Source organism: Pseudomonas sp. IPO3749 (assembly GCF_013386605.1).
Lineage (GTDB): Bacteria > Pseudomonadota > Gammaproteobacteria > Pseudomonadales > Pseudomonadaceae > Aquipseudomonas > Aquipseudomonas azotoformans_A.
In genome coordinates this window covers 33,097-53,315 of sequence record NZ_JACARN010000056.1, presented here as the reverse complement: position 1 = coordinate 53,315, position 20,219 = coordinate 33,097, and the positions used below count along the sequence as shown (strand labels likewise).

At 60.2% G+C, this 20,219-nt stretch carries 18 protein-coding genes; 11 read left to right on the top strand and 7 right to left on the bottom strand.

Annotated features, from left to right (window positions below; translation table 11 throughout):
• Nucleotides 1-101: 101 nt before the first annotated feature.
• On the bottom strand, nt 102-1,604 hold the full coding sequence (gene ppx, locus HX812_RS21620; protein WP_033897523.1) for an exopolyphosphatase: 1,503 nt from the start codon (nt 1,602-1,604) through the stop codon (nt 102-104).
• Nucleotides 1,605-2,048: 444 nt separating this feature from the next.
• Between ppx and HX812_RS21615 the strand changes: the two genes are divergently transcribed.
• From HX812_RS21615 to HX812_RS21600, 4 genes are all read left to right on the top strand, one after another.
• Nucleotides 2,049-2,699: a DUF1120 domain-containing protein gene (locus HX812_RS21615; RefSeq protein WP_038843216.1), complete on the top strand. Its 651-nt coding sequence runs from the start codon at nt 2,049-2,051 to the stop codon at nt 2,697-2,699.
• A 134-nt stretch (nt 2,700-2,833) separates the two neighbouring features.
• Entirely contained in the window at nt 2,834-3,526 is a 693-nt protein-coding gene (locus tag HX812_RS21610; RefSeq protein ID WP_080642338.1) for a fimbria/pilus chaperone family protein, read from the top strand.
• 7 nt (nt 3,527-3,533) lie between these two features.
• Nucleotides 3,534-6,050 (top strand): fimbria/pilus outer membrane usher protein, encoded by a 2,517-nt coding sequence (locus tag HX812_RS21605; protein WP_235165393.1) that lies wholly within the window; start codon nt 3,534-3,536, stop codon nt 6,048-6,050.
• Nucleotides 6,040-6,570, top strand: a complete 531-nt coding sequence (locus tag HX812_RS21600; RefSeq protein ID WP_038843214.1) for a hypothetical protein — start codon at nt 6,040-6,042, stop codon at nt 6,568-6,570. Before HX812_RS21605 ends, HX812_RS21600 begins: the two co-directional genes overlap by 11 nt.
• Here the strand turns inward: HX812_RS21600 and HX812_RS21595 are convergent.
• Genes HX812_RS21595 through HX812_RS21580 form a run of 4 tightly spaced genes read right to left on the bottom strand, consistent with a single transcriptional unit; the run spans nt 6,551 to nt 9,393 of the window.
• Nucleotides 6,551-7,288 carry an amino acid ABC transporter ATP-binding protein gene (locus tag HX812_RS21595; protein ID WP_038843213.1) on the bottom strand — a complete coding sequence of 246 codons (738 nt, stop codon included), beginning with the start codon at nt 7,286-7,288 and terminating at the stop codon, nt 6,551-6,553. The two genes, HX812_RS21600 and HX812_RS21595, sit on opposite strands and share 20 nt — an antisense overlap.
• Nucleotides 7,275-7,925, bottom strand: a complete 651-nt coding sequence (locus HX812_RS21590; RefSeq protein WP_038843212.1) for an amino acid ABC transporter permease — start codon at nt 7,923-7,925, stop codon at nt 7,275-7,277. Before HX812_RS21590 ends, HX812_RS21595 begins: the two co-directional genes overlap by 14 nt.
• On the bottom strand, nt 7,922-8,590 hold the full coding sequence (locus tag HX812_RS21585) for an amino acid ABC transporter permease (protein ID WP_005792409.1): 669 nt from the start codon (nt 8,588-8,590) through the stop codon (nt 7,922-7,924). Before HX812_RS21585 ends, HX812_RS21590 begins: the two co-directional genes overlap by 4 nt.
• Nucleotides 8,591-8,607: 17 nt before the next feature.
• The gene (locus HX812_RS21580) at nt 8,608-9,393 is read right to left on the bottom strand and encodes a transporter substrate-binding domain-containing protein (RefSeq protein ID WP_038843210.1); all 786 of its coding nucleotides are present in this window, start codon (nt 9,391-9,393) and stop codon (nt 8,608-8,610) included.
• 255 nt (nt 9,394-9,648) lie between these two features.
• Here HX812_RS21580 and HX812_RS21575 point away from each other — a divergent pair, with 255 nt between their 5' ends.
• The 5 genes from HX812_RS21575 (at nt 9,649) to HX812_RS21555 (ending at nt 14,882) form a co-directional block, all read left to right on the top strand.
• Nucleotides 9,649-10,344, top strand: a complete 696-nt coding sequence (locus HX812_RS21575; protein WP_016978955.1) for a FadR/GntR family transcriptional regulator — start codon at nt 9,649-9,651, stop codon at nt 10,342-10,344.
• Nucleotides 10,345-10,465: 121 nt separating this feature from the next.
• Nucleotides 10,466-10,795, top strand: coding sequence for a thioredoxin TrxA (gene trxA / locus HX812_RS21570; RefSeq protein WP_015886460.1), 330 nt, complete (start codon nt 10,466-10,468; stop codon nt 10,793-10,795).
• A gap of 235 nt (nt 10,796-11,030) precedes the next feature.
• The gene (rho, locus tag HX812_RS21565) at nt 11,031-12,290 is read left to right on the top strand and encodes a transcription termination factor Rho (RefSeq protein ID WP_016973082.1); all 1,260 of its coding nucleotides are present in this window, start codon (nt 11,031-11,033) and stop codon (nt 12,288-12,290) included.
• A 157-nt stretch (nt 12,291-12,447) separates the two neighbouring features.
• Nucleotides 12,448-13,914 carry a 4-hydroxy-3-polyprenylbenzoate decarboxylase gene (gene ubiD / locus HX812_RS21560; RefSeq protein ID WP_003176824.1) on the top strand — a complete coding sequence of 489 codons (1,467 nt, stop codon included), beginning with the start codon at nt 12,448-12,450 and terminating at the stop codon, nt 13,912-13,914.
• Nucleotides 13,914-14,882: a CDP-6-deoxy-delta-3,4-glucoseen reductase gene (locus tag HX812_RS21555; protein WP_033897532.1), complete on the top strand. Its 969-nt coding sequence runs from the start codon at nt 13,914-13,916 to the stop codon at nt 14,880-14,882. Before ubiD ends, HX812_RS21555 begins: the two co-directional genes overlap by 1 nt.
• Here HX812_RS21555 and HX812_RS21550 read toward each other — a convergent pair.
• Nucleotides 14,879-15,361, bottom strand: coding sequence for a hypothetical protein (locus tag HX812_RS21550; protein WP_038843202.1), 483 nt, complete (start codon nt 15,359-15,361; stop codon nt 14,879-14,881). The genes HX812_RS21555 and HX812_RS21550 overlap by 4 nt on opposite strands.
• A 327-nt stretch (nt 15,362-15,688) precedes the next feature.
• Between HX812_RS21550 and HX812_RS21545 the strand changes: the two genes are divergently transcribed.
• Complete coding sequence (locus HX812_RS21545; protein WP_038843199.1) at nt 15,689-18,076, top strand: TonB-dependent siderophore receptor; 2,388 nt, start codon at nt 15,689-15,691, stop codon at nt 18,074-18,076.
• A 27-nt stretch (nt 18,077-18,103) separates the two neighbouring features.
• On the top strand, nt 18,104-18,757 hold the full coding sequence (locus HX812_RS21540; protein WP_038843196.1) for a gamma-glutamylcyclotransferase: 654 nt from the start codon (nt 18,104-18,106) through the stop codon (nt 18,755-18,757).
• Here the strand turns inward: HX812_RS21540 and glpT are convergent.
• Nucleotides 18,754-20,091, bottom strand: coding sequence for a glycerol-3-phosphate transporter (gene glpT, locus HX812_RS21535; RefSeq protein WP_033897536.1), 1,338 nt, complete (start codon nt 20,089-20,091; stop codon nt 18,754-18,756). The genes HX812_RS21540 and glpT overlap by 4 nt on opposite strands.
• Nucleotides 20,092-20,219 lie beyond the last annotated feature (128 nt).

The window sequence follows — 20,219 nt, the reverse complement described above, 5'->3', positions numbered from 1 at the left end:
GCGGCGTTTTTATTGGGGCGGCTTCGCCACCCAGCGCGGGGCAAGCCCGCTCACCACAACAAGCCCGCTCCCCAAAACAAGCGTCTCTGGCCGCCTGCGCGTTAGCGCAGGTTCAGGCTGAACCCCACCCGCGTCAACCACTCGGCTTCCTGGGCAAAGTCCGCCTGGGTCAGTTGGTTTTCATCCAGCCAGCCCTTCGGGAACACCACATCCAGGCTGTCGCCATTGGCGCGCAGGGTCACCTGGGGCATTTCCTGGGTGCCACGAATGTGGTGGAACAGGATCGCAAAGCGCAGCAGTACGCACAGGCGGATCAGCTTGATGCCTTCGTCACCGAACTCCGCGAACTTGTCCTTGGGGATGTTACGGCGATGGCCACGCACCAGCAGGGCGAGCATTTGCTGGTCTTCGCGGGAGAAACCGGCCAGGTCCGAGTGTTCGATCAGGTAGGCGCCGTGCTTGTGGTAATGGTAGTGGGCGATGTCCAGGCCCACTTCATGCACCTTGGCGGCCCAGCCCAGCAGCTCGCGCCAGACACCGTCCTCCAGGTCCCAGTCCTCGGCCACCTGGTCGAAGGCGTGCAGGGCTTTACGCTCGACGCGGGCGGCTTGTTCCAGGTCGACGTGATAACGCTCCATCAACGAGGTGAGCGTGCGCTCACGCACGTCTTCGTGGTGGTGGCGACCCAGCAGGTCATAAAGCACGCCTTCGCGCAGGGCGCCGTCACAGTGGTCCATGCGTTGCAGCTCAAGGGCGTCAAAGATCGCCTCGAGAATCGCCAGGCCGGCTGGGAAAATGGTGCGGCGATCGGGCTTGATGCCATCGAAGTCGATTTTCTCGGCGTCCCCCAGCTTGAACAGCTTGCGCTTGAGCCATGCCAGGCCTTCGGCGTTGACTTCGCCGGTGCCATGGCCGCCGGCTTTCAGGGCCAGACCGATGGCGCGAATGGTGCCGGACGAGCCGATGGCTTCATCCCAGGTCAGGCGGTGCAGGGCGTGTTCGATGCTCATGATCTCCAGCCGCGCCGCCGTGTAGGCCTGGGCGTAGCGCGCCGGGGTGATCTTGCCGTCCTTGAAGTAGCGTTGGGTGTAGCTGACGCAGCCCATCTGCAGGCTTTCGCGCAACAATGGCTCGAATCTTTGCCCAATGATGAATTCGGTACTGCCGCCGCCGATGTCGGCGACCAAGCGTTTGCCGGGGGTGTCGGCCAGGGTGTGGGACACGCCCAGATAAATAAGACGGGCTTCTTCACGACCGGAGATGACTTCGACGGGATGCCCAAGAATCTCCTCGGCGCGGCGGATGAATTCGCCACGGTTGCGCGCTTCGCGCAACGCGTTGGTACCGACGATTCGCACGGCGCCCAGGGGCATGCCGTTGATCAGCTGGGCAAATCGCTTGAGACAATCGAGCCCGCGCTGCATGGATTCTTCATTGAGCTGGCGCTCATCGTCGATGCCGGCAGCCAGTTGCACTTTCTCGCCGAGCCGCTCAAGGATGCGGATTTCGCCGTTCTGGGCCTTGGCCACGACCATGTGAAAGCTGTTGGAGCCCAGGTCGATGGCGGCGATCAGGGACAGATTCTTGGCTTGGGATTGCGGCATGGTAAGGGGGTCTCGGTCGATAACCCAGCCATCGTGCCACGATCGACCTTTGGTGCCAACGCGTACGGCTTCGGTAATTTTTCTGCGGGTGTCTGTGAGGGGATCTTGTGGGAAATGTAGGGCGGCTTTCTAAGTTTAAAGAGAATGGTGCTTTATCTTTGTAGGAGTTATTAACGACTTGCGGAAGTTGTGATATTTATGACTTTGCCTACACGGTGGAGGTTATTGGCTTATCGGATTTTAGTTTAAACCTACTCGGTACTTAGGCTTGGCCCACTTTTTATTTTTACGCCTCCCACATTTATTGGCGTGTTCTCTGATTCATTAATGAGGTGTCAAAGCCACAGACTGTCATTCGGCAATTTCGCCGTGGTGTTATTTATTTATGGTCGAAACTTTCGATCATCGTAAATTCACCTACTCATTACAGATGACAGGTTGAATATGAAGAAAATGCTTGGTGTGACCATGGGTGCTCTTTGCTTGGCCGCAAGTATTGGGGCTCATGCAACGAATGTTGCTGAACTGGTTGTACGAGGGACTATTAAGCCGGTGGCTTGCAACCTTAGCCTCGCCGGCAGCGGCGTCGTCGATTACCAGACAATTCCCGCCGCAAGCTTGTCGCCGACGCAGTTCACTCCACTTGCAGCGAAAACGGTGGGATTGAACATCAATTGCGGCCAAGCGCCAGCGCAGTTTCGAGTGGCACTGACCGACCTGCAACCCGCCAGCAAGGTGACAGGCATCCTCGGTGCCGGGTTCAGCGAGGCGCAGAACTACGGCCTGGGCCTCGCCAATGGCCGGCGTACCGGTGGGTACTCCGTGACTCTCAAAAACCTGCAATCGCCCAGCGGCGCCTTGAGCCCTATCATGCGCAGCAGTCAGGGGGCGTCCTGGCAGAACAGTGACGGTGTAGTCGCCCAATCGCCTGTCCAGTATTCGTGGCGTAGCGGTACCACTGCGGTACCTGCATCCATCACCAGTCTGACCGGCACGCTTGAAGTAAAAGCCGTTATCAACCGCACGCAGGACTTGGACCTGACCCGTGATGTGACGCTGGATGGTCGCACCAGTTTGTCAGTGGATTACATCTAAGTACGTCATTAATAGCCGACATGAGGCAATGGTGCTCGCCTGCCTTTGTTAAGTGTCGGCTGTTTTAACGTGTGCGTTTGTTGGTGTTCGACTTTATGGCGTGGGGAAAATCGGTGAATGCTCTATCAATAATCATGACGTTGCTGCGCTATATAAGCTTGTGCCTTTTTTTGTGCGGTATGGCAGTAGCGGACGGAATGCAGCCCGAGACAACCGTTGTCATTTTGAATGAAGAAGAGGGTGAGGCGACACTTAACGTCAAAAATACGGACCCTGGTCCTGCGTTGCTTCATTCGGTCATATTAAACCTACCCGAAGATCCGGAACCCTTGCTGATCGTAACGCCCCCGATTACGCGGGTCGAAGCGGGCGACACCCAACTTGTCCGCTTTATCAGTACCGCAAAGCAACCGCTCAAGACCCAGCGTCTGAAACGAGTGTCCTTTGAAGGTATTCCCGACGCCCGTGCACCCGGCGGTGCGACCATTGGTATCACTCTGCGCCAAAGCCTGCCATTGATCCTGCACCCCAAAGGCTTGCCCAAACATGATGCGCCCTGGCAGCTACTGACATGGAAGCGTGAAGGGGATCAGTTGAAGGTCCACAACAACAGCGCTTACGTCGTGCGCATGGGGATGGAAGTACAGCTGCACCCACAGGCAAGCGTGGCAACGTTGCCGCGAACCTACATCCTGCCGGGTGAAGTGCTGACGCTCTCGTCGGCAAGCCCGGTGGCGGGAGTGGTGGCCGTGGAGATCAAGCCGGCCACGGTCTACGGGTTTACGGTGGACAGTTACCGCGCGCCCGTTACGGCTGATGCGGATTGACGGGCCTATGAAAAAGATCAGGCATACCCGTCGATCGGCCAATAGCGTGCCGAGCACTATTTCCCTGGTTCGCTCCAGAGTTCTATTGGGGCTTGCGACGCTGTGCAGCCTGCCAGGCACCAGCGCAGCGGTTGGGCTGGGGCAAGGTTTTGATCTGGTCGCGTTGAATTCCCTTGGGATTGATCCACAGGTGTCTGAATACTTTCGCAGCGCAGCGCGCTTTCGCGAAGGTGTCCATGTGGTCGGACTGCGGGTCAATGGCACGCCGTTGGGGTTGGTTGACGCCCGTTTCGATTACCAGGGGCAGTTGTGCTTCACCCCTGCGTTGCTGGAAAAAGCCGGTCTGGTTACCCCGTCCAGGGTATTGCGCGAGGGCATCACCCCTGATCAGGCCTGCCATGATTTCGTTGGAGAGTATCCGGCGACCATGGTGCGGCTGCGCCCCAGTAGCGACGAGGTCACCCTGGTGGTGCCGACCCAGTCCCTGCGTGCGCCGGAGTGGGAGGCCGGGGACTTTTCCCAGGGTGGCGCGGCGGCCATCTTCAACTATGACATATTGGGTTTCGATACCCAGTCGCGCGGTGGATCAAGTCGCTTCGTATCGGCTTATACCGAGGCAGGATTCAACCTGGGTAATTGGATTGTACGCAGCCGCCAGTTTTATGTTTCCGACAATGGCAGGTCGCGCACCGAACAGGTGAACGCCTATGCCCAGCGTGATATCGCGGCGTTGCAGTCGACCTTCCAGGTGGGGCAGATTTCCAGCAACAACCCTATCTTTGGCGGTGTACAGCTGACGGGTTTGCAGTTCTTCCCGGATGGCCAGCAGCGCACCGGTGGGGGCGACAGCAATGTCGTGGTTGAAGGCCTGGCTCAAAGCCAGTCACGCGTCGAAGTCCGTCAGTCGGGCGCATTGATCCACTCTACGCTGGTGCCGGAAGGCCCGTTCAGACTGACCGGTTTGCCCTTGTTGAACAGCACCAGCGACCTCGACGTGAGTGTGATTGACGTACGTGGGGCAAAACGTAGTTTCGTGGTGCCCGCTGCGTCCTTTCGTGGTGGGGCTCCGGTGGAGCCGGGGTACTATTTTTCCCTTGGCAAGGTGCGTGAGACGGCCATCGACAACCAGGATTCCCCGGTGGTCGCCATGGGCAGCGGCACCTGGGGGCTGGGCCAGCGCTCGTCGCTGGGTTTCGGTTTGCTGAGTACCGACGAGTACCAGTCGGCAGGTGGCTCCTTGAGCAGTGTGTTTTTCCATCAGATGACCGTGGGCGTGCGCCATAACCTGTCCCGTGATGCTCAAGACGAGGTGGGCGGCGCGCGTAGCACGCTGTCCTTGGGGGCGCCGTTATTTGCCAACCTGGATATCAACCTGAGTGCCTCGGCACAGAGCCGCGGCTACCGGGAGGTACTGGACGCGGGCCAGGCGTCGCGGGGGTACAACCTCGATGCGCGTTTCAAGCGCCAGTACACGGCAGGTTTGAACTGGGCGACTCCATCCCTGGGTGGTTTCTCCCTCGGTTTCACCCGTAGTTCGCAATTTGACGGGCAATCCAGCGATCACCTTTTTGCCTCGTGGAACAACACGTTCAACGGCGTGGGTGTCGCACTGATCGCCGACGCTCAGGTGGGGGCGACCGAACCTCGGCGCTTGGAGCCGGTTCGGGGCGGCCGCCGCGATGAGCGGCTGGACGAAGGCACGTCTGTCAGGCTGCAGGTCACGGTGCCCTTGGGGGCTGATCGGAGTGTGAGTTCTTACGTCAGTCGTCGAGGTGACCGGCTGGATGCCGGGACCGCCCTCAGCGAGCGGGTCAACGACTATGTGAATTACGAAGTCGGTGTTGATCGGGACGTGAAAGAGCGAGAGCAAAGCGTGCGCGGTCGTGTGGACGTCTTGCCGCTGTATACCCGCGTGAGCCTGGGCATAGACCGTGATCCGTCGAACACCAACTATTCCGGGCAACTGCAAGGCGGCATCGTGGCCCATGGGCACGGCGTGACCTTCTCGCCGTATGCGGTGCAGGACACTTTTGGCATCGCCTCGGTGGGTGATATCGGCGCGGCCAAGATCTCGACGCCACAAGGCCCGGTATGGACCGACTTCAGCGGCCAGGCGGTACTCCCTGGGCTGCAGGCCTATGGCGATAACCATCTGCAGGTGCAGACCCAGTCGCTGCCCAAACGTGTCGACCTGAAGAACGGCACCAAGGTACTCGCCGCCGGTCGCGGTTCAGTCAATATCCTCGACTTTGATGTGGTGAAAGTCCGTCGTCTGTTGCTTGAAGCCCAGGACGAAGAGGGCCGGCCACTGCCGCAAGGTGCCGCAGTGTTCGGCGAAGGCAACAGCTTTGTAACCAGCGTCGTGGGGGAGGGCATGATTTTCCTGAGCAATATCGATGGGCCGCAAACCCTGAGGGTTTCACTGCCGGACTCCAAGTCCTGCCTGCTGCAAGTCAATCCTGAGCAAGAGCCTGACGATGAAAAACTCTACGACACCGCACCGGTGGTCTGCCATGTTCGCTAAGCGCAAGAGCCTGTGGCTGTTGTGGGCGGCCCTCGTGACGAGCCAGGCCCAGGCCGAAAACTGCCGGATGACCCTGAGCGAGCCCCGGGTCGACTATGGGGTGATTCGCCCTTCGCAAGCATCGTCCGGCAGGGCGACAATGACGCTGGACACGCCACGCACGCTGCATTTGAGTGTACTTTGCACGGACCCTTCGGCGATGGCGCTGCGTTTCAGTGGTGTAGCCGCCGATGCCCAAGGCTTCCAGTTTGGTCGGCTAGGGCGTTTTACCTTGAATCTGAGGCAGGCCCAGGTCGACGGCAGGCCCGTATCGTGGTTGCCTGATGACACCGCCAGCGGGCAGCTGATACCGGGTCGTGCGTTGTCTGCAAGCGCAGGCGGTGCGCCGGTGACGGGCCGTCGGCTGACGGCCCAGGTGGAAATAGCGGTTCAATTGCCGGCCGATGCCCTCTCGGTACGCCGGGAAATGCTGCTGGAGGGGCGTGGCCAATTCGAACTGGTCAGCCCGGCTGTTCCGTAGAACCAATGAAGTTGGCCAGCTCGGCAGTTTGCGGGTTGGCGAACAAGATTTTTGGGTCGCCCACCTCGTGCACCTTGCCCTGGTGCATGAACACCAGCTTGTCGCCGACTTCACGAGCGAAGCGCATTTCGTGGGTCACCATGATCAGGGTCATGCCGTCCTTGGCCAGTTGGCGCACCACGCTGAGCACTTCGTTGACCAGCTCCGGGTCGAGGGCCGAGGTGATTTCATCGCACAACAGCACCTTGGGCGACATGGCCAAGGCGCGCGCAATCGCCACGCGTTGTTGCTGGCCGCCGGACAGGCGATCGGGGAAGGCGTCGAACTTTTCGCCCAGCCCGACGCGCTCCAGCATTTGCCTGGCCAATTGAGCCGCCTTGGCCTTCGGCACTTTCTGCACCACTTGCGGCGCGAGCATGACGTTTTCGCCGACGGTCAGGTGCGGGAACAGGTTGAACTGCTGGAACACCATGCCGACTTTCTGCCGCAGGCTGCGCAGGTCGGCGCGGGCGGCATCAAGGTATTCGCCATCGACTTCGATCACGCCGTCGTTGATCGATTCCAGGCCATTGAGGGTGCGCAGCAAGGTGGATTTACCCGAACCGCTGCGGCCGATGATCGCCACCACCTGGCCTTCTTCAACGCTCAGGTCGATGCCCTTGAGTACATGGTGATCGCCGTAATACTTATGCAGGGCGGAAATTCTAAGCAGAGGCATGCAGTCTCCTTTCCAGGTAGCGCGCACTGAGGGACAAGGGGTAGCAGAGCAAGAAGTAACCAAGGGCCACCAGGCCGTAGACCATGAAGGGCTCAAAGGTCGCGTTGGCGAGCATGCCGCCGGTCTTGGTCAGTTCGGTAAAGCCGATGATCGAGGTCACGGCGGTGCCTTTGACCACCTGCACCGAAAACCCCACGGTGGGCGCGACGGCAATCCGCAGCGCCTGGGGCAGGATCACGTAGCGCAGTTGCTCAAGTGGGTTGAGCGCCAGGCTGGCCGAGGCTTCCCATTGCCCGTGGGCGATGGAGTCGACGCAGCCGCGCCAGATTTCGGCGAGGTAGGCGCTGGTGAACAACGTCAGGGCAATCGCCGCCGCCAGCCAGGGCGAGATATCCACGCCGAGCAGGGCAATGCCGAAAAACACCAGGAACAGCTGCATCAACAGCGGCGTGCCCTGGAACAGTTCGATATAGGTGCGCGCAAGGTTACGTGGGAAGGCCTTGCGGCTGATGCGCATCGTCATCACCAGCAAACCGATAATGCCTCCACCGATGAACGCCACCAGCGACAGCAACAGCGTCCATTGCAGACCCGTGAGCAGGTTGCGCACGATGTCCCAGAATGAAAAATCACTCATCGGCTGTTCCTCATCACGAAGCGGCGGCCGATCCAGTTGAGCAACTGGCGAATCATCAGCGCCATGCACAAGTACACCAACGTGGTCAGGGCATAGGTTTCGAACGCACGGAAGTTGCGCGACTGGATAAAGTTGGCGGCAAAACTCAACTCTTCGGTGGCGATCTGCGAACACACCGCCGAACCGAGCATCACGATGATGATCTGGCTGCTCAATGCCGGCCACACCTTGCCCAGCGCCGGCAGCAGCACCACATGGCGGAAGGCTTCGAAGCGTGTCATCGCCAGCGCGGCGGCGGCTTCCAGCTGCCCGCGCGGGATGGCTTGAATGCCGGCGCGGATGATTTCCGTGGAGTAGGCGCCCAGGTTGATCACCATCGCCAGCACGGCGGCTTGCCACTCGGTGATCTTCAGCCCCAGGGACGGCAGGCCGAAGAAGATGAAGAACAGCTGCACCAGGAACGGCGTGTTGCGGATCAACTCGACATAAACACCGAAGATCCACGCAAACGGCTGGATCTTCCACGCCCGCACCACGGCGCCGACGGTGCCCAGGGCCACGCCGAGGAGGGCGCCGATGGCCGTCAGCTCCAGGGTGAACAGCGCGCCGCGCAACAGCAGGTCGGTATTGGCCAGCACCGGCACGAAGTCAAATTGATACGCCATGAGTCAGCTCCGTCGCTTCAGAGATCGGCGGGCAGTGGCTCTTTCAGCCATTGCAGTGCGTTTTTCTCCAGGCTGCCATCGGCCTTGGCCGCGACCAGGATCTGGTTGACCTTCTCCAGCAGCGCCGGCTCGTTCTTGTTCACGCCCACGTACACTGGCGAGTCCTTGAGCTTCACTTTCAGCGCCGGCACGCGTTTCGGGTTGCGTTCGCTGATCGCCACCATCACCACGTTGCCGCTGGCGATCAGGTCGACCTGGCCCGCCAAGTAGGCGGCGATGGTCGAGTTGTTGTCTTCGAAACGCTTGATCGTGGCTTCCTTGGGCGCCACGGCGGTCAGCTCGATGTCTTCAATGGCGCCACGGGTCACGCTGATGGTCTTGCCCTTGAGGTCGTCGGTGCTGCTGATGGCGGCTTCAGGCGGGCCGAACACGGCCAGGTAGAACGGTGCATAGGCCTTGGAGAAGTCGATGACCTTTTCCCGCTCGGCGTTCTTGCCCAGGCTGGAGATCACCAGGTCGACCTTGCCGGTGGTGAGGAAGGGAATGCGGTTGGTGCTGTTGACCGGGGTGAGTTCCAGCTTGACCTTGAGCTGGTCGGCCAGCAGCTTGGCGGTGTCGATGTCCAGGCCACGGGGTTTCATGTCGGGGCCAACCGAGCCGAATGGCGGGAAGTCCTGGGGCACGGCGACCTTGAGGGTGCCACGGGCGACGATGTCGTCCAGACCGTTGGCCTGGGCGGGTGCCTGGCCCAGCATCAGGCTGGCAAACAGGGCAGTAAGCAGGGCGCTGTAGCGCTTGGTCATGGCAACTCTCCGAGAAGGGCGAAGGAATTTTCTGGATTTGCTCAGTGCACAGCCCATGCCATCACCCTGAAGAACGCCTGCAAGCCAGGGATTTGTTGAGTTGCGGTGGTCTTACTGGTCTGAACAGTTGCAGCGGTTTTCGCACCCTTTTCGAGCGTCGACAAAACCCCGCGAGCCCCTTTGGGGCGTGACTTGCCGCCGGCCGCGAATAGCTTTACAACTAGCCGTTCAGTTGTCTGGAACCTTGAGTTTTCTATGAATTCCATCGCCCAAGCCGTACCGGAAGCGGCCCTGCAGGCCATCCGCAAACTGATCAAGGAGCAAGGTTTCGGGCCGGGCGATGCCTTGCCGTCGCAACGGGATCTGGCGGTGCAGTTGGGGGTGAGCCGGGCGTCGTTGCGGGAGGCGTTGTCGTCCCTCAGCGCTTTGGGTGTGGTCAGTGTGCAGCCTGGAAAGGGTGTGTTCGTGCAGGCCGCCGAGGAGTCGCCGGGGTTTGCCTGGCCCTTCGCGGCCCAGGCCACGCCGTTGGATATCTTCCAGTTGCGCTATGCGCTGGAAGGGTTCGCGGCGGGGTTGGCGGCGGTGACGCTGACCCTCGATGAGCTGGACAGCCTGGAAGACAACGTCGAGGCCATGCGCAAGGTACTCAAGGCCGGCGACTTCGAGGCGGCCGCACGGCTGGACTTCGAATTCCACCAGCGCATCCTGCTGGCCAGCGGTAATCAGGCGATGGTGAGCATCCTGAGTGCCAGCGCCGAGGTGTTTCTGGAGAGCCAGAAGCTACCGTTCATCCGGCCGGAGCGGGCCATGGAAACCTGGCAGGAGCACCGCCGGATCCTGCGCGCCCTGGCCCGGCGGGCCAGTGCGGCGGCGCAGAAAACCATGCAGGAGCACGTGCGCAACGCGGCGTTGCGCACAGGCATTGCCTTCGTGACTCCCGTCACGCCGTGAGTTGGGCTATACCCAAACTCATGCACCACCATAGCAAGACTCAATCAGAGGCGGCTTCCTGAACGGGGGAAGGGCGGCTATGATGGGCCACGTTTTTTTTGCTTACAATCCGGAGACATCCATGAGCAACGATCTTATCAAGCACGTCACCGACGCGACCTTTGAGGCCGAAGTACTCAAGGCTGCTGGCCCGGTGCTGGTTGACTACTGGGCTGAATGGTGTGGCCCTTGCAAAATGATCGCTCCAGTCCTGGACGACATTGCGACCACCTACGAAGGCAAGCTGACCATTGCCAAGCTGAACATCGACGACAACCAGGAAACCCCGGCCAAGCACGGCGTGCGTGGTATCCCGACCCTGATGCTGTTCAAGAACGGCAACGTCGAAGCGACCAAAGTAGGCGCGCTGTCGAAGTCTCAGCTGCAAGCTTTCCTCGACGCGAACATCTAAGCGTCGTCAAAAAAGCCCCGCAAATTAGCGGGGCTTTTTCGTGAAACAGGGCTAGACGCTCCGAAACTCAGGTGGTACATTCGGCCCCGCACTGGTTTCTCCACTGCCCCCTGCATGCCGTCGCCGACGCACTCCTTTTCGATTAGTACGCGATCCTGTCGCCTTCTCCGCGGCGCGGCCTCATTAAGCCAAAAGCTTAATTTCCCCCCTCCATAAATGATTACGTCATTCCTATATGAATCTGACTGAACTCAAGCAAAAGCCGATTACCGACCTGCTCCAGCTGGCCGAAGAAATGGGCATAGAAAATATGGCCCGTTCGCGCAAGCAGGACGTGATTTTCTCCCTGCTGAAAAAGCACGCGAAAAGCGGCGAGGAAATCTCCGGTGATGGCGTGCTGGAGATTCTCCAGGACGGCTTCGGCTTCCTCCGTTCTGCTGACGCCTCCTATCTTGCCGGCCCAGACGATATCTACGTCTCGCCGAGCCAGATCCGTCGCTTCAACTTGCGCACCGGTGACACCATCGTTGGCAAGATCCGCCCTCCGAAGGAAGGCGAGCGTTATTTCGCCCTGCTCAAGGTCGACACGATCAACTTCGATCGCCCCGAGAACGCGAAAAACAAGATTCTCTTCGAGAACCTGACGCCGCTGTTCCCGACCGTGCGCATGAAGATGGAAGCCGGTAACGGTTCCACCGAAGACTTGACCGGTCGTGTGATCGACCTATGCGCCCCGATCGGCAAAGGCCAGCGTGGCCTGATCGTCGCACCGCCGAAAGCCGGTAAGACCATCATGCTGCAGAACATTGCAGCGAACATCGCGCGTAACAATCCTGAAGTTCACCTGATCGTGCTGTTGATCGATGAGCGTCCGGAAGAAGTGACCGAAATGCAGCGCACCGTGCGCGGTGAAGTGGTTGCCTCCACGTTCGATGAGCCGCCAACCCGCCACGTGCAGGTTGCCGAAATGGTGATCGAGAAGGCCAAGCGCCTGGTCGAACACAAAAAGGACGTGGTGATCCTGCTCGACTCCATCACCCGTCTGGCCCGCGCCTACAACACCGTGATCCCGAGCTCCGGCAAGGTATTGACCGGTGGTGTCGATGCCCACGCCCTGGAGAAACCGAAGCGTTTCTTCGGTGCTGCGCGGAACATCGAAGAAGGCGGCTCGCTGACCATTATCGCCACCGCACTGGTTGAAACCGGTTCGAAGATGGACGAAGTGATCTACGAAGAGTTCAAGGGTACCGGCAACATGGAACTGCCCCTGGACCGTCGCATCGCGGAAAAACGCGTGTTCCCGGCGATCAACATCAACCGTTCCGGCACCCGCCGTGAAGAGTTGCTGACCGCCGACGACGAACTGCAGCGCATGTGGATCCTGCGCAAGCTGCTGCACCCGATGGACGAAGTCGCTGCCATCGAGTTCCTGGTCGACAAGCTGAAAACCACCAAGACCAACGACGAGTTCTTCCTGTCGATGAAGCGTAAGTAATACGACGTTTCAGGTCCGAAAGAATGGCGCCCTCAGGGGCGCCATTTTTTTTGTGCCGGTTTTTTAAGCATTCTCTGTACCCAAATGCACCGCGATAAGCTGCCAGCGGCCGCCATAGCAGGTAGGATGTACGCCTATTTTACGGGTGGCATGGTTAATGAAATTCAAGGATCTTCGGGATTTCGTGCAGCAACTTGAGCAGCGCGGAGAGTTGAAACGTATCCAGATGCCGATTTCCCCGGTGCTGGAAATGACTGAGATTTGCGACCGTACCCTGCGCAACAAGGGCCCGGCGCTGCTGTTCGAGAACCCGACCGGCTTTGATATCCCGGTGCTTGGCAACCTGTTCGGTACGCCCGAGCGCGTGGCCTTTGGCATGGGCGCCGAGTCGGTCAGCGAATTGCGCGAGATCGGCAAGTTGCTGGCCTTCCTCAAGGAACCCGAGCCGCCCAAGGGGCTGAAGGACGCCTGGTCGAAGCTGCCGATCTTCCGCAAGATCATTGCCATGGCCCCCAAAGTGGTCAAGGACGCGGTGTGCCAGGAAGTGGTCATCGAAGGCGACGATGTCGACTTGGCCATGCTGCCGGTGCAAACCTGCTGGCCAGGCGATGTCGGCCCGCTGATCACCTGGGGCCTGACCGTCACCAAGGGCCCGAACAAAGACCGCCAGAACCTCGGTATCTACCGCCAGCAAGTGATCGGCCGTAACAAGGTGATCATGCGTTGGCTGAGCCACCGTGGCGGCGCGTTGGACTTCCGCGAGTGGTGCGAAAAACACCCCGGCAAGCCGTTCCCGGTTTCCGTGGCCCTGGGCGCCGACCCGGCCACCATCCTCGGCGCCGTGACCCCGGTGCCCGACAGCCTGTCCGAATACGCCTTCGCTGGCCTGCTGCGCGGTAATCGCACCGAACTGGTGAAGTGCCGTGGCAACGACCTGCAAGTGCCGGCCACGGCTGAAATCATCCTCGAAGGCGTGATTCATCCGGGTGAAATGGCCGATGAAGGTCCTTACGGCGACCACACCGGCTACTACAACGAAGTCGATAGCTTCCCGGTGTTCACCGTCGAGCGCATCACCCATCGCATCAAGCCGATTTATCACAGTACCTACACCGGCCGTCCGCCGGATGAGCCGGCCATTCTGGGTGTGGCGCTCAACGAAGTGTTTGTGCCGATTCTGCAGAAGCAATTCCCGGAGATCACTGACTTCTACCTGCCGCCTGAAGGCTGCTCGTACCGCATGGCCATCGTGACCATGAAGAAGTCGTACCCAGGCCATGCCAAGCGGGTAATGCTCGGTGTGTGGTCGTTTTTGCGACAGTTCATGTACACCAAGTTCGTTATTGTCACCGACGACGACATCAATGCCCGCGACTGGAACGACGTGATCTGGGCCATTACCACGCGCATGGACCCCAAGCGCGACACGGTGATGATCGACAACACACCGATCGACTACCTCGACTTCGCCTCGCCGGTTTCAGGCCTGGGTTCAAAGATGGGCCTGGACGCCACTCACAAGTGGCCGGGTGAAACCACCCGCGAGTGGGGCCGGGTGATCGTCAAGGATGAAGCCGTCACCGCCCGTGTCGATGCGATCTGGAAAGAATTGGGAATAGATTGATGCGTGTAACCCTGCAACCTTCCGGCGCCGTGCTGGAGCTGGTCCCCGGCGAGCGAATCCTCGAAGGCGCGCGCCGCTTGGGCTACGAATGCCCCCAGGCTTGCCGCAACGGCGTGTGCCACGTGTGCGCCGCGTTGTTGGTGGAGGGCCGGGTGCAGCAGGCTGGTGAAGTGCGTGATCACGGCGAGTTCTACACCTGTATCGCCGAGCCGCTGGAAGATTGCATTGTGTTGTGGGATGGCGTGCTGGCGCCGGGAGAGTTGCCGTTGCGCAAGTTGTCGTGCCAATTGAGTGAATGCGTCGAGGTGGGTGGCGATGTGTGGCGCGTGCGCCTGCGTGCGCCGGCCGGCAAGGCGGTGCGTTACCACGCCGGGCAATACCTGATGATCGAGCGTGAGAACGGCGAGAAGTCAGCGTTTTCCCTGGCCTCGGCGCCCCACGCCGGGCGCGAGCTGGAGCTGCATGTACTGGCCCGCGAGGACAGCGCGCGCACCTTGCTTGAGCAGCTGCAACGCAACCAGATGGCGCGCGTCGAGCTGCCTTTTGGTGATACCCACCTGGCCGAGCTGCCGGATGGGCCGCTGGTGTTGATCGCTGCCGGTACCGGCATGGCGCAGATGCACAGCCTGATCGAACACTGTCGCGCTTCCGGCTTCAAACACCCGGTGCACCTGTACTGGGGCGTGCGCCGTCCGGAAGATTTCTACGAGATTGAGCATTGGGACCAGTGGTTGCAATTGCCCAACCTGTTCCTGCACAAGGTCGTCAGTGACCTGTGCGGCTGGGAAGGGCGCTGCGGGCTGTTGCATGAAGCGGTGTGCGAAGACATCACCGATCTCAAGGCTGTGCACGTCTACGCCAGCGGTTCACCGGCCATGATCTACGGCACGCTGGATGCGCTGGTCGAGGCTGGCATGGATGCGCACCAGATGCGTGCCGATGTGTTTGCCTACGCGCCACGCCCCTAAAAGCGTACGCCAGTGGTGACCATTGCCGCATTGAACCCCAGCAACACCAATTCCGCTGCCACCGGCCCGTAATGCGCGCCCACCGACGGAATGATCACCGGCGCCACGCCGAATCGGTTCAACGGGATCTTGTCGCGGTACTTGCCGCGATAACCCTGGATCGCCCCGCCTGTCAGCTTCAAATACACCGGATAGTCGGCCATGTCGTAGCGCTTGCCCGCATACGCGTAGTACGAACGCTGCCGAAACGAGTTGCGAAACGTCGCCCCGCCATACACAAAACCTGAGGCTTCATTGCGCTCCAGGCCGATCAGGTCCTGGTTGTTATTGTGCTCGGGGTCGGGCGCGAAGTGTCGGGTGTAGACGCTGGTCTGCGCGTACCAGAAGCCCTTGTCGTCTTCAGTGGCCGGCGCTTCGCCCGCCAACGCGGTGGTGGCCTGGGCCAGGAACAGCAGGCCAGGCAATCGGAATTTTTTCATGGGTGCGACCTCGGTAGTCGGTTTGATGGGCGGCTAGGTGGGTCGTGATCTGTGTCCTATTTTGACGGCTTGGCACGTTTCCAGGCTGAACCGGGGCTGAAAGTAGCGGGATTGGCCCCTGTAATCCTGACGAATGGGCCATTTTGCTTATGCATTCGCTTATGCTTTAAAGGTATTTAATTTGTTACATAAATATCCTTAAGCTATATCGCAACGGACTACCGACTCAATTACAACCACCAATAACTGACCGCCACCGCCCGCCAGCCGGATCGATCGTATGAACTCAGAGCACGACGTTCTGGTTTTTGATTCAAGGGGAGCGGTATGGGGAGCTACAAGCAACACGCGCTGTACTCGGCGATTTTGTCGGCCAATTTGCTGACCGCCGTGGGTTTCAATCCAGTCTTCGCGGCCGAAACGTCCGCCACCGATGCACCCAAGCTCGACACCGTGATCGTCACCGGCACCCGCGCCCAAGAGCGCACGGCCAGTGCGTCGCTGTCGCCTATCGATGTGATTTCCGGCGACACCCTGCGCAGCACCGGTTCCGATGAGCTGGGGGCGGTGTTGGCGCGGCTGATTCCATCAATCAACTTCCCGCGCCCAAGCCTGGTGGACGGCGCCGAACTGGTGCGCCCTGCGCAGTTGCGCGGGCTGTCGCCGGATCAGGTGCTGGTGCTGGTCAATGGCAAGCGCCGCCACACCAGTGCTTTCGTCAACTTGGGTGGGGCGGTGGGCCGCGGCTCGGCGCCAGCGGATTTGAATGCGATCCCGCTGTCGGCGGTCGACCATATCGAAGTACTGCGCGACGGCGCCTCAGCGCGTTACGGCTCGGACGCGATTGCCGGGGTGATCAACGTGATCCTCAAGCATGCCGACCATGGCGGCTCGATCTCCTCCAAGTTCGGCGAGTACAAGAAGGGCGACGGCATCCAGCGCAATCTGAGTGGCAACACCGGCGTGGCATTGGGTGATAACGGCTTTATCAACCTCTCGGCCGAAGGCGCCGACAACGATTACACCAACCGCGCCGGCAAGGATTTCCGCTCAGCCAGCGTAGGCTCCACGACCTACGGCCAGCAGGTGTTTCGCCAGGGCGAGCCGGCCACCAACGAGGGCAAATTCCAGTTCAACTCGGAATATTCCTTCAATGATGCGGCCGAGTTCTACACCTTCGGCGGCTACAGCAAGCGTCGCGGCGAGACCGCGGCGTTCTACCGGGCGAGCAATGCGTCCAACAATATTCCGGCGCTCAATCCCAATGGCTACCTGCCGTTGATCAAGGGCAACCTGGAAGACACGTCGTTGGTGGTGGGCCTGCGCGGGCTGTTGGCCTATGACTGGCATTACGACCTGTCGGCCAACTACGGCAAGAACCAGTACGAGTTGAGCACCGAAACCATCAACACGTCCCTGGGCCTGGCCACGCCACGCAAGTTCGACAACGGCACCCTGAGCAACGACCAGAAGCAAGTCAGCCTGGACCTGTCCCGTGAATTTGACCTGGGCTTCCTGCCGTATCCGGTCTCCGTGGCCTTTGGCGGTGAATACCTGCGCCAGGGCTATGAAATTGAAGCAGGTGAGCCAGCGTCCTACTATCAGACCGGCAGTTCGGGCCTTGGCGGTTTCCGTGATGCCGACGCCGGCAGCAGTTCACGTCACAATTGGGCGCAGTACCTGGACCTGGAAACCAACTTCACCGAAAAACTCAGCGCCTCGGCTGCCGTACGGCATGAGGATTACAGTGACTTCGGTTCCAACGTCAGCGGCTCGCTGTCGGCCCGCTACGACTTCACCCCGCAGGTGGCCTTGCGCGGCAGCATTTCCAACGGTTTCCGCGCGCCGTCCCTGGCTCAGCAGAACTTCGCGTTTACTTCGTCGCAGTTGATCGGCAGCGACATCCGCGAGGCCGGTACTTTCCCGGCCTCCAGCCAGGTCGCGCGCCTGCTGGGCGCGGAGGACCTGAAGGCCGAGAAGTCGCGTAACTACAGCCTTGGCCTGGTACTGGAGCCCGCCGATGACCTGACCGTGACGGTGGACGTATACCGCATCGATATTCGTGACCGTATCAGCCTGTCGTCGAACCTCAACCTGGACCCGGCCACCCAGGCTTATCTGCGCGCCAATGGCGTGGGCAACATCAACTACACCACCGCCCGCTACTTCACCAACGCCACCGACACCAGCACCGACGGCGTCGATCTGGTGGCCAACTACCGCTACCAGTTCGATAACGGCATCCGCTGGAACAGCACCGTGAGCTACAACTACAACCACACCAAGGTCACCGACGTGAAGCCCAACCCGGCCATCCTCGACAGCCTGGGCGCCAACCTGGTGCGGGTGGACCGTCGTGAGAAAAGCGGTTTGCTGGGCGATACCACGCCGGAACACAAGTTGAGCCTGGGTAACGACTTTGCCTTCGGTAATTGGGCGTTGCACAGCAACCTGGTGCGCTATGGTGAATTCACCAGCTACCAGGCCGACAAGGTCAACGACCAGACCTTCAAGGCGGCTTGGGTGTTGGATTTGTCGGCGGACTACAAGCTTAAGAACTGGACCTTCACCCTCGGAGGCGACAACGTCACCGATAAATACCCGGAAAAGGTCAATGCCTTCGCCAGCAGCGGCGGCAACCTCGCCTACAGCACTTTTTCGCCGTACGGTTACAGCGGCGCGTTTTATTACGGTAAAGTTGCTTACAACTGGTAACACACAGGAGGCGTCCCGCTATTCGCCATGACCGCCATTGAAACCGATCTTCTGCAATTGGCTTACCCTCCGCGGCTCGATCTTGGGCCGCAACTCACTCACGAACAATTGATGAGCTCGATGCAGGCCACCATGGGCCGGCATAAGGGTGGGCCGGTCTGGCTGTTTGCGTACGGTTCGCTGATCTGGCGCCCTGAGTGCTCGTCCACCGAGCGGATGCGGGCACGGGTCCACGGTTATCACCGGGGCCTGTACCTGTGGTCCCACGAGCACCGGGGCACACCGGAAATTCCAGGGTTGGTCTTTGGGCTGGATCGCGGCGGTTCCTGCAGCGGGTTTGCCTACCGCTTGCCGGAAGATCAGCTGGAGGCCTCGCTCTACGCCTTGTGGCAGCGCGAAATGCCTTATCCCTCCTACCGGCCGCATTGGCTCAGTTGCCGTCTCGAAGATGGCAGCACGGTGCAGGCGTTGGGATTTGTCTTGGAGCGGCACTTGCCCAGCTACGCCGGTAACCTGCCCGACATCGTGCTGAACCACGTGTTGCAGAGCGCTTGCGGGCGTTACGGCACCACTCGCGATTATGTCGAGCAGACCGTCAACGCCCTGCGTAGCCACGCCATGCCAGATAAGAACCTGGAGGCGCGGCTCAAGCGTTGTGCAAAGGGTTGCTCAGGCGTTTAACGCGCCGAGCTGACGCTGTTGGTGTGCCACAGCGTTGGGATCAGGAAGGCGATGGCCAAGATACATGCGCCAATCAGCAGCACGAAACCACCGTCCCAGCCGAAATGGTCCACGGTGTAGCCCATGGCCGCACTCGCAGCCACCGAACCCCCCAGGTAACCGAACAGGCCGGTGAAACCCGCAGCGGTGCCGGCGGCTTTCTTCGGTGCCAGTTCCAGCGCCTGCAGGCCGATCAGCATCACCGGGCCGTAGATCAGGAAGCCGATGGAGAACAGCGCGATCATGTCGATCATCGGGTTGCCCGGCGGGTTGAGCCAGTACACCAGAGTCGCCACGGTCACCAATGCCATGAACACAATGCCGGTCAGGCCGCGGTTGCCACGGAAGATCTTGTCCGACATCCAGCCGCACAGCAGCGTGCCCGGAATACCGGCCCACTCATAGAAGAAGTACGCCCACGAGGATTTATCCACGGTGAAGTGCTTGGCTTCTTTCAAGTAGGTCGGCGCCCAGTCCAGCACGCCGTAGCGCAGCAGGTAGACGAACACGTTGGCGAAAGCGATGTACCACAGCATTTTGTTGCGCAGCACGTACTTGACGAAGATTTCCTTGGCGCTGAATTCGTCTTCGTGGCTGGCGTCGTAGCCTTCCGGGTAGTCGTTCTTGTACTTCTCGATCGGCGGCAGGCCGACCGATTGCGGGGTGTCGCGCATGGTGATGAAGGCAAATGCCGCCACGGCCAGGGCCACGGTGGCCGGTACGTAGAAGGCTGCATGCCAGTCGTTGAACCAAGCCATGCCCAGCAGGAACAGCGGGCCGATCAGGCCGCCGCCGACGTTATGCGCCACGTTCCACACGGACACCACGCCGCCGCGTTCTTTCTGCGACCACCAGTGCACCATGGTGCGCCCACTTGGCGGCCAGCCCATGCCTTGGGCCCACCCGTTGATGAACAGCAAAATGAACATCATGGTCACGCTGGACGTCGCCCAAGGTGCGAAACCGAAAATGAACATCACCCCGGCCGAAACCAGCAGGCCGAAGGGCAGGAAGTAGCGCGGGTTGGAGCGGTCGGACACCAGGCCCATGAGGAACTTGGACAGGCCGTAGGCAATCGCGATGGCCGACATCGCCAGGCCCAGTTCGCCGCGGGTGTAACCCTCGTCGATCAAGTAGGGCATGGCCAGGGAGAAGTTTTTGCGCAGCAGGTAGTAACCGGCGTAGCCGAAGAAAATACCGGCGAAGATCTGCCAGCGCAGACGTCGGTAGGTACTGTCTATTTTTTCTTCAGGCAGGGGCGCCTGGTGGGCGGCAGGACGAAAGAAAGCAAACATTCAAGAGCTCCAAATTTCTTGTTTTGACTGCGGATGCGAATGTTACAGTTTCGTTACCGAAAATAGCATCGCCTCTTATCTGCAAACACAGGAAATGAGAGCAATTGCATGTTCTCTTACGAACATGT

Coding starts and splice junctions, on each gene's coding strand:
- HX812_RS21545 (WP_038843199.1), top strand. CDS start 15,689: ATGGGGAGCTACAAGCAACACGCGCTGTACTCGGCGATTTTGTCGGCC.
- trxA (WP_015886460.1), top strand. CDS start 10,466: ATGAGCAACGATCTTATCAAGCACGTCACCGACGCGACCTTTGAGGCC.
- HX812_RS21615 (WP_038843216.1), top strand. CDS start 2,049: ATGAAGAAAATGCTTGGTGTGACCATGGGTGCTCTTTGCTTGGCCGCA.
- rho (WP_016973082.1), top strand. CDS start 11,031: ATGAATCTGACTGAACTCAAGCAAAAGCCGATTACCGACCTGCTCCAG.
- HX812_RS21580 (WP_038843210.1), bottom strand. CDS start 9,393: ATGACCAAGCGCTACAGCGCCCTGCTTACTGCCCTGTTTGCCAGCCTG.
- HX812_RS21590 (WP_038843212.1), bottom strand. CDS start 7,925: ATGAGTGATTTTTCATTCTGGGACATCGTGCGCAACCTGCTCACGGGT.
- HX812_RS21605 (WP_235165393.1), top strand. CDS start 3,534: ATGAAAAAGATCAGGCATACCCGTCGATCGGCCAATAGCGTGCCGAGC.
- HX812_RS21550 (WP_038843202.1), bottom strand. CDS start 15,361: ATGAAAAAATTCCGATTGCCTGGCCTGCTGTTCCTGGCCCAGGCCACC.
- glpT (WP_033897536.1), bottom strand. CDS start 20,091: ATGTTTGCTTTCTTTCGTCCTGCCGCCCACCAGGCGCCCCTGCCTGAA.
- ubiD (WP_003176824.1), top strand. CDS start 12,448: ATGAAATTCAAGGATCTTCGGGATTTCGTGCAGCAACTTGAGCAGCGC.
- HX812_RS21595 (WP_038843213.1), bottom strand. CDS start 7,288: ATGCCTCTGCTTAGAATTTCCGCCCTGCATAAGTATTACGGCGATCAC.
- HX812_RS21585 (WP_005792409.1), bottom strand. CDS start 8,590: ATGGCGTATCAATTTGACTTCGTGCCGGTGCTGGCCAATACCGACCTG.
- HX812_RS21610 (WP_080642338.1), top strand. CDS start 2,834: ATGACGTTGCTGCGCTATATAAGCTTGTGCCTTTTTTTGTGCGGTATG.
- HX812_RS21575 (WP_016978955.1), top strand. CDS start 9,649: ATGAATTCCATCGCCCAAGCCGTACCGGAAGCGGCCCTGCAGGCCATC.
- ppx (WP_033897523.1), bottom strand. CDS start 1,604: ATGCCGCAATCCCAAGCCAAGAATCTGTCCCTGATCGCCGCCATCGAC.
- HX812_RS21600 (WP_038843214.1), top strand. CDS start 6,040: ATGTTCGCTAAGCGCAAGAGCCTGTGGCTGTTGTGGGCGGCCCTCGTG.
- HX812_RS21540 (WP_038843196.1), top strand. CDS start 18,104: ATGACCGCCATTGAAACCGATCTTCTGCAATTGGCTTACCCTCCGCGG.
- HX812_RS21555 (WP_033897532.1), top strand. CDS start 13,914: ATGCGTGTAACCCTGCAACCTTCCGGCGCCGTGCTGGAGCTGGTCCCC.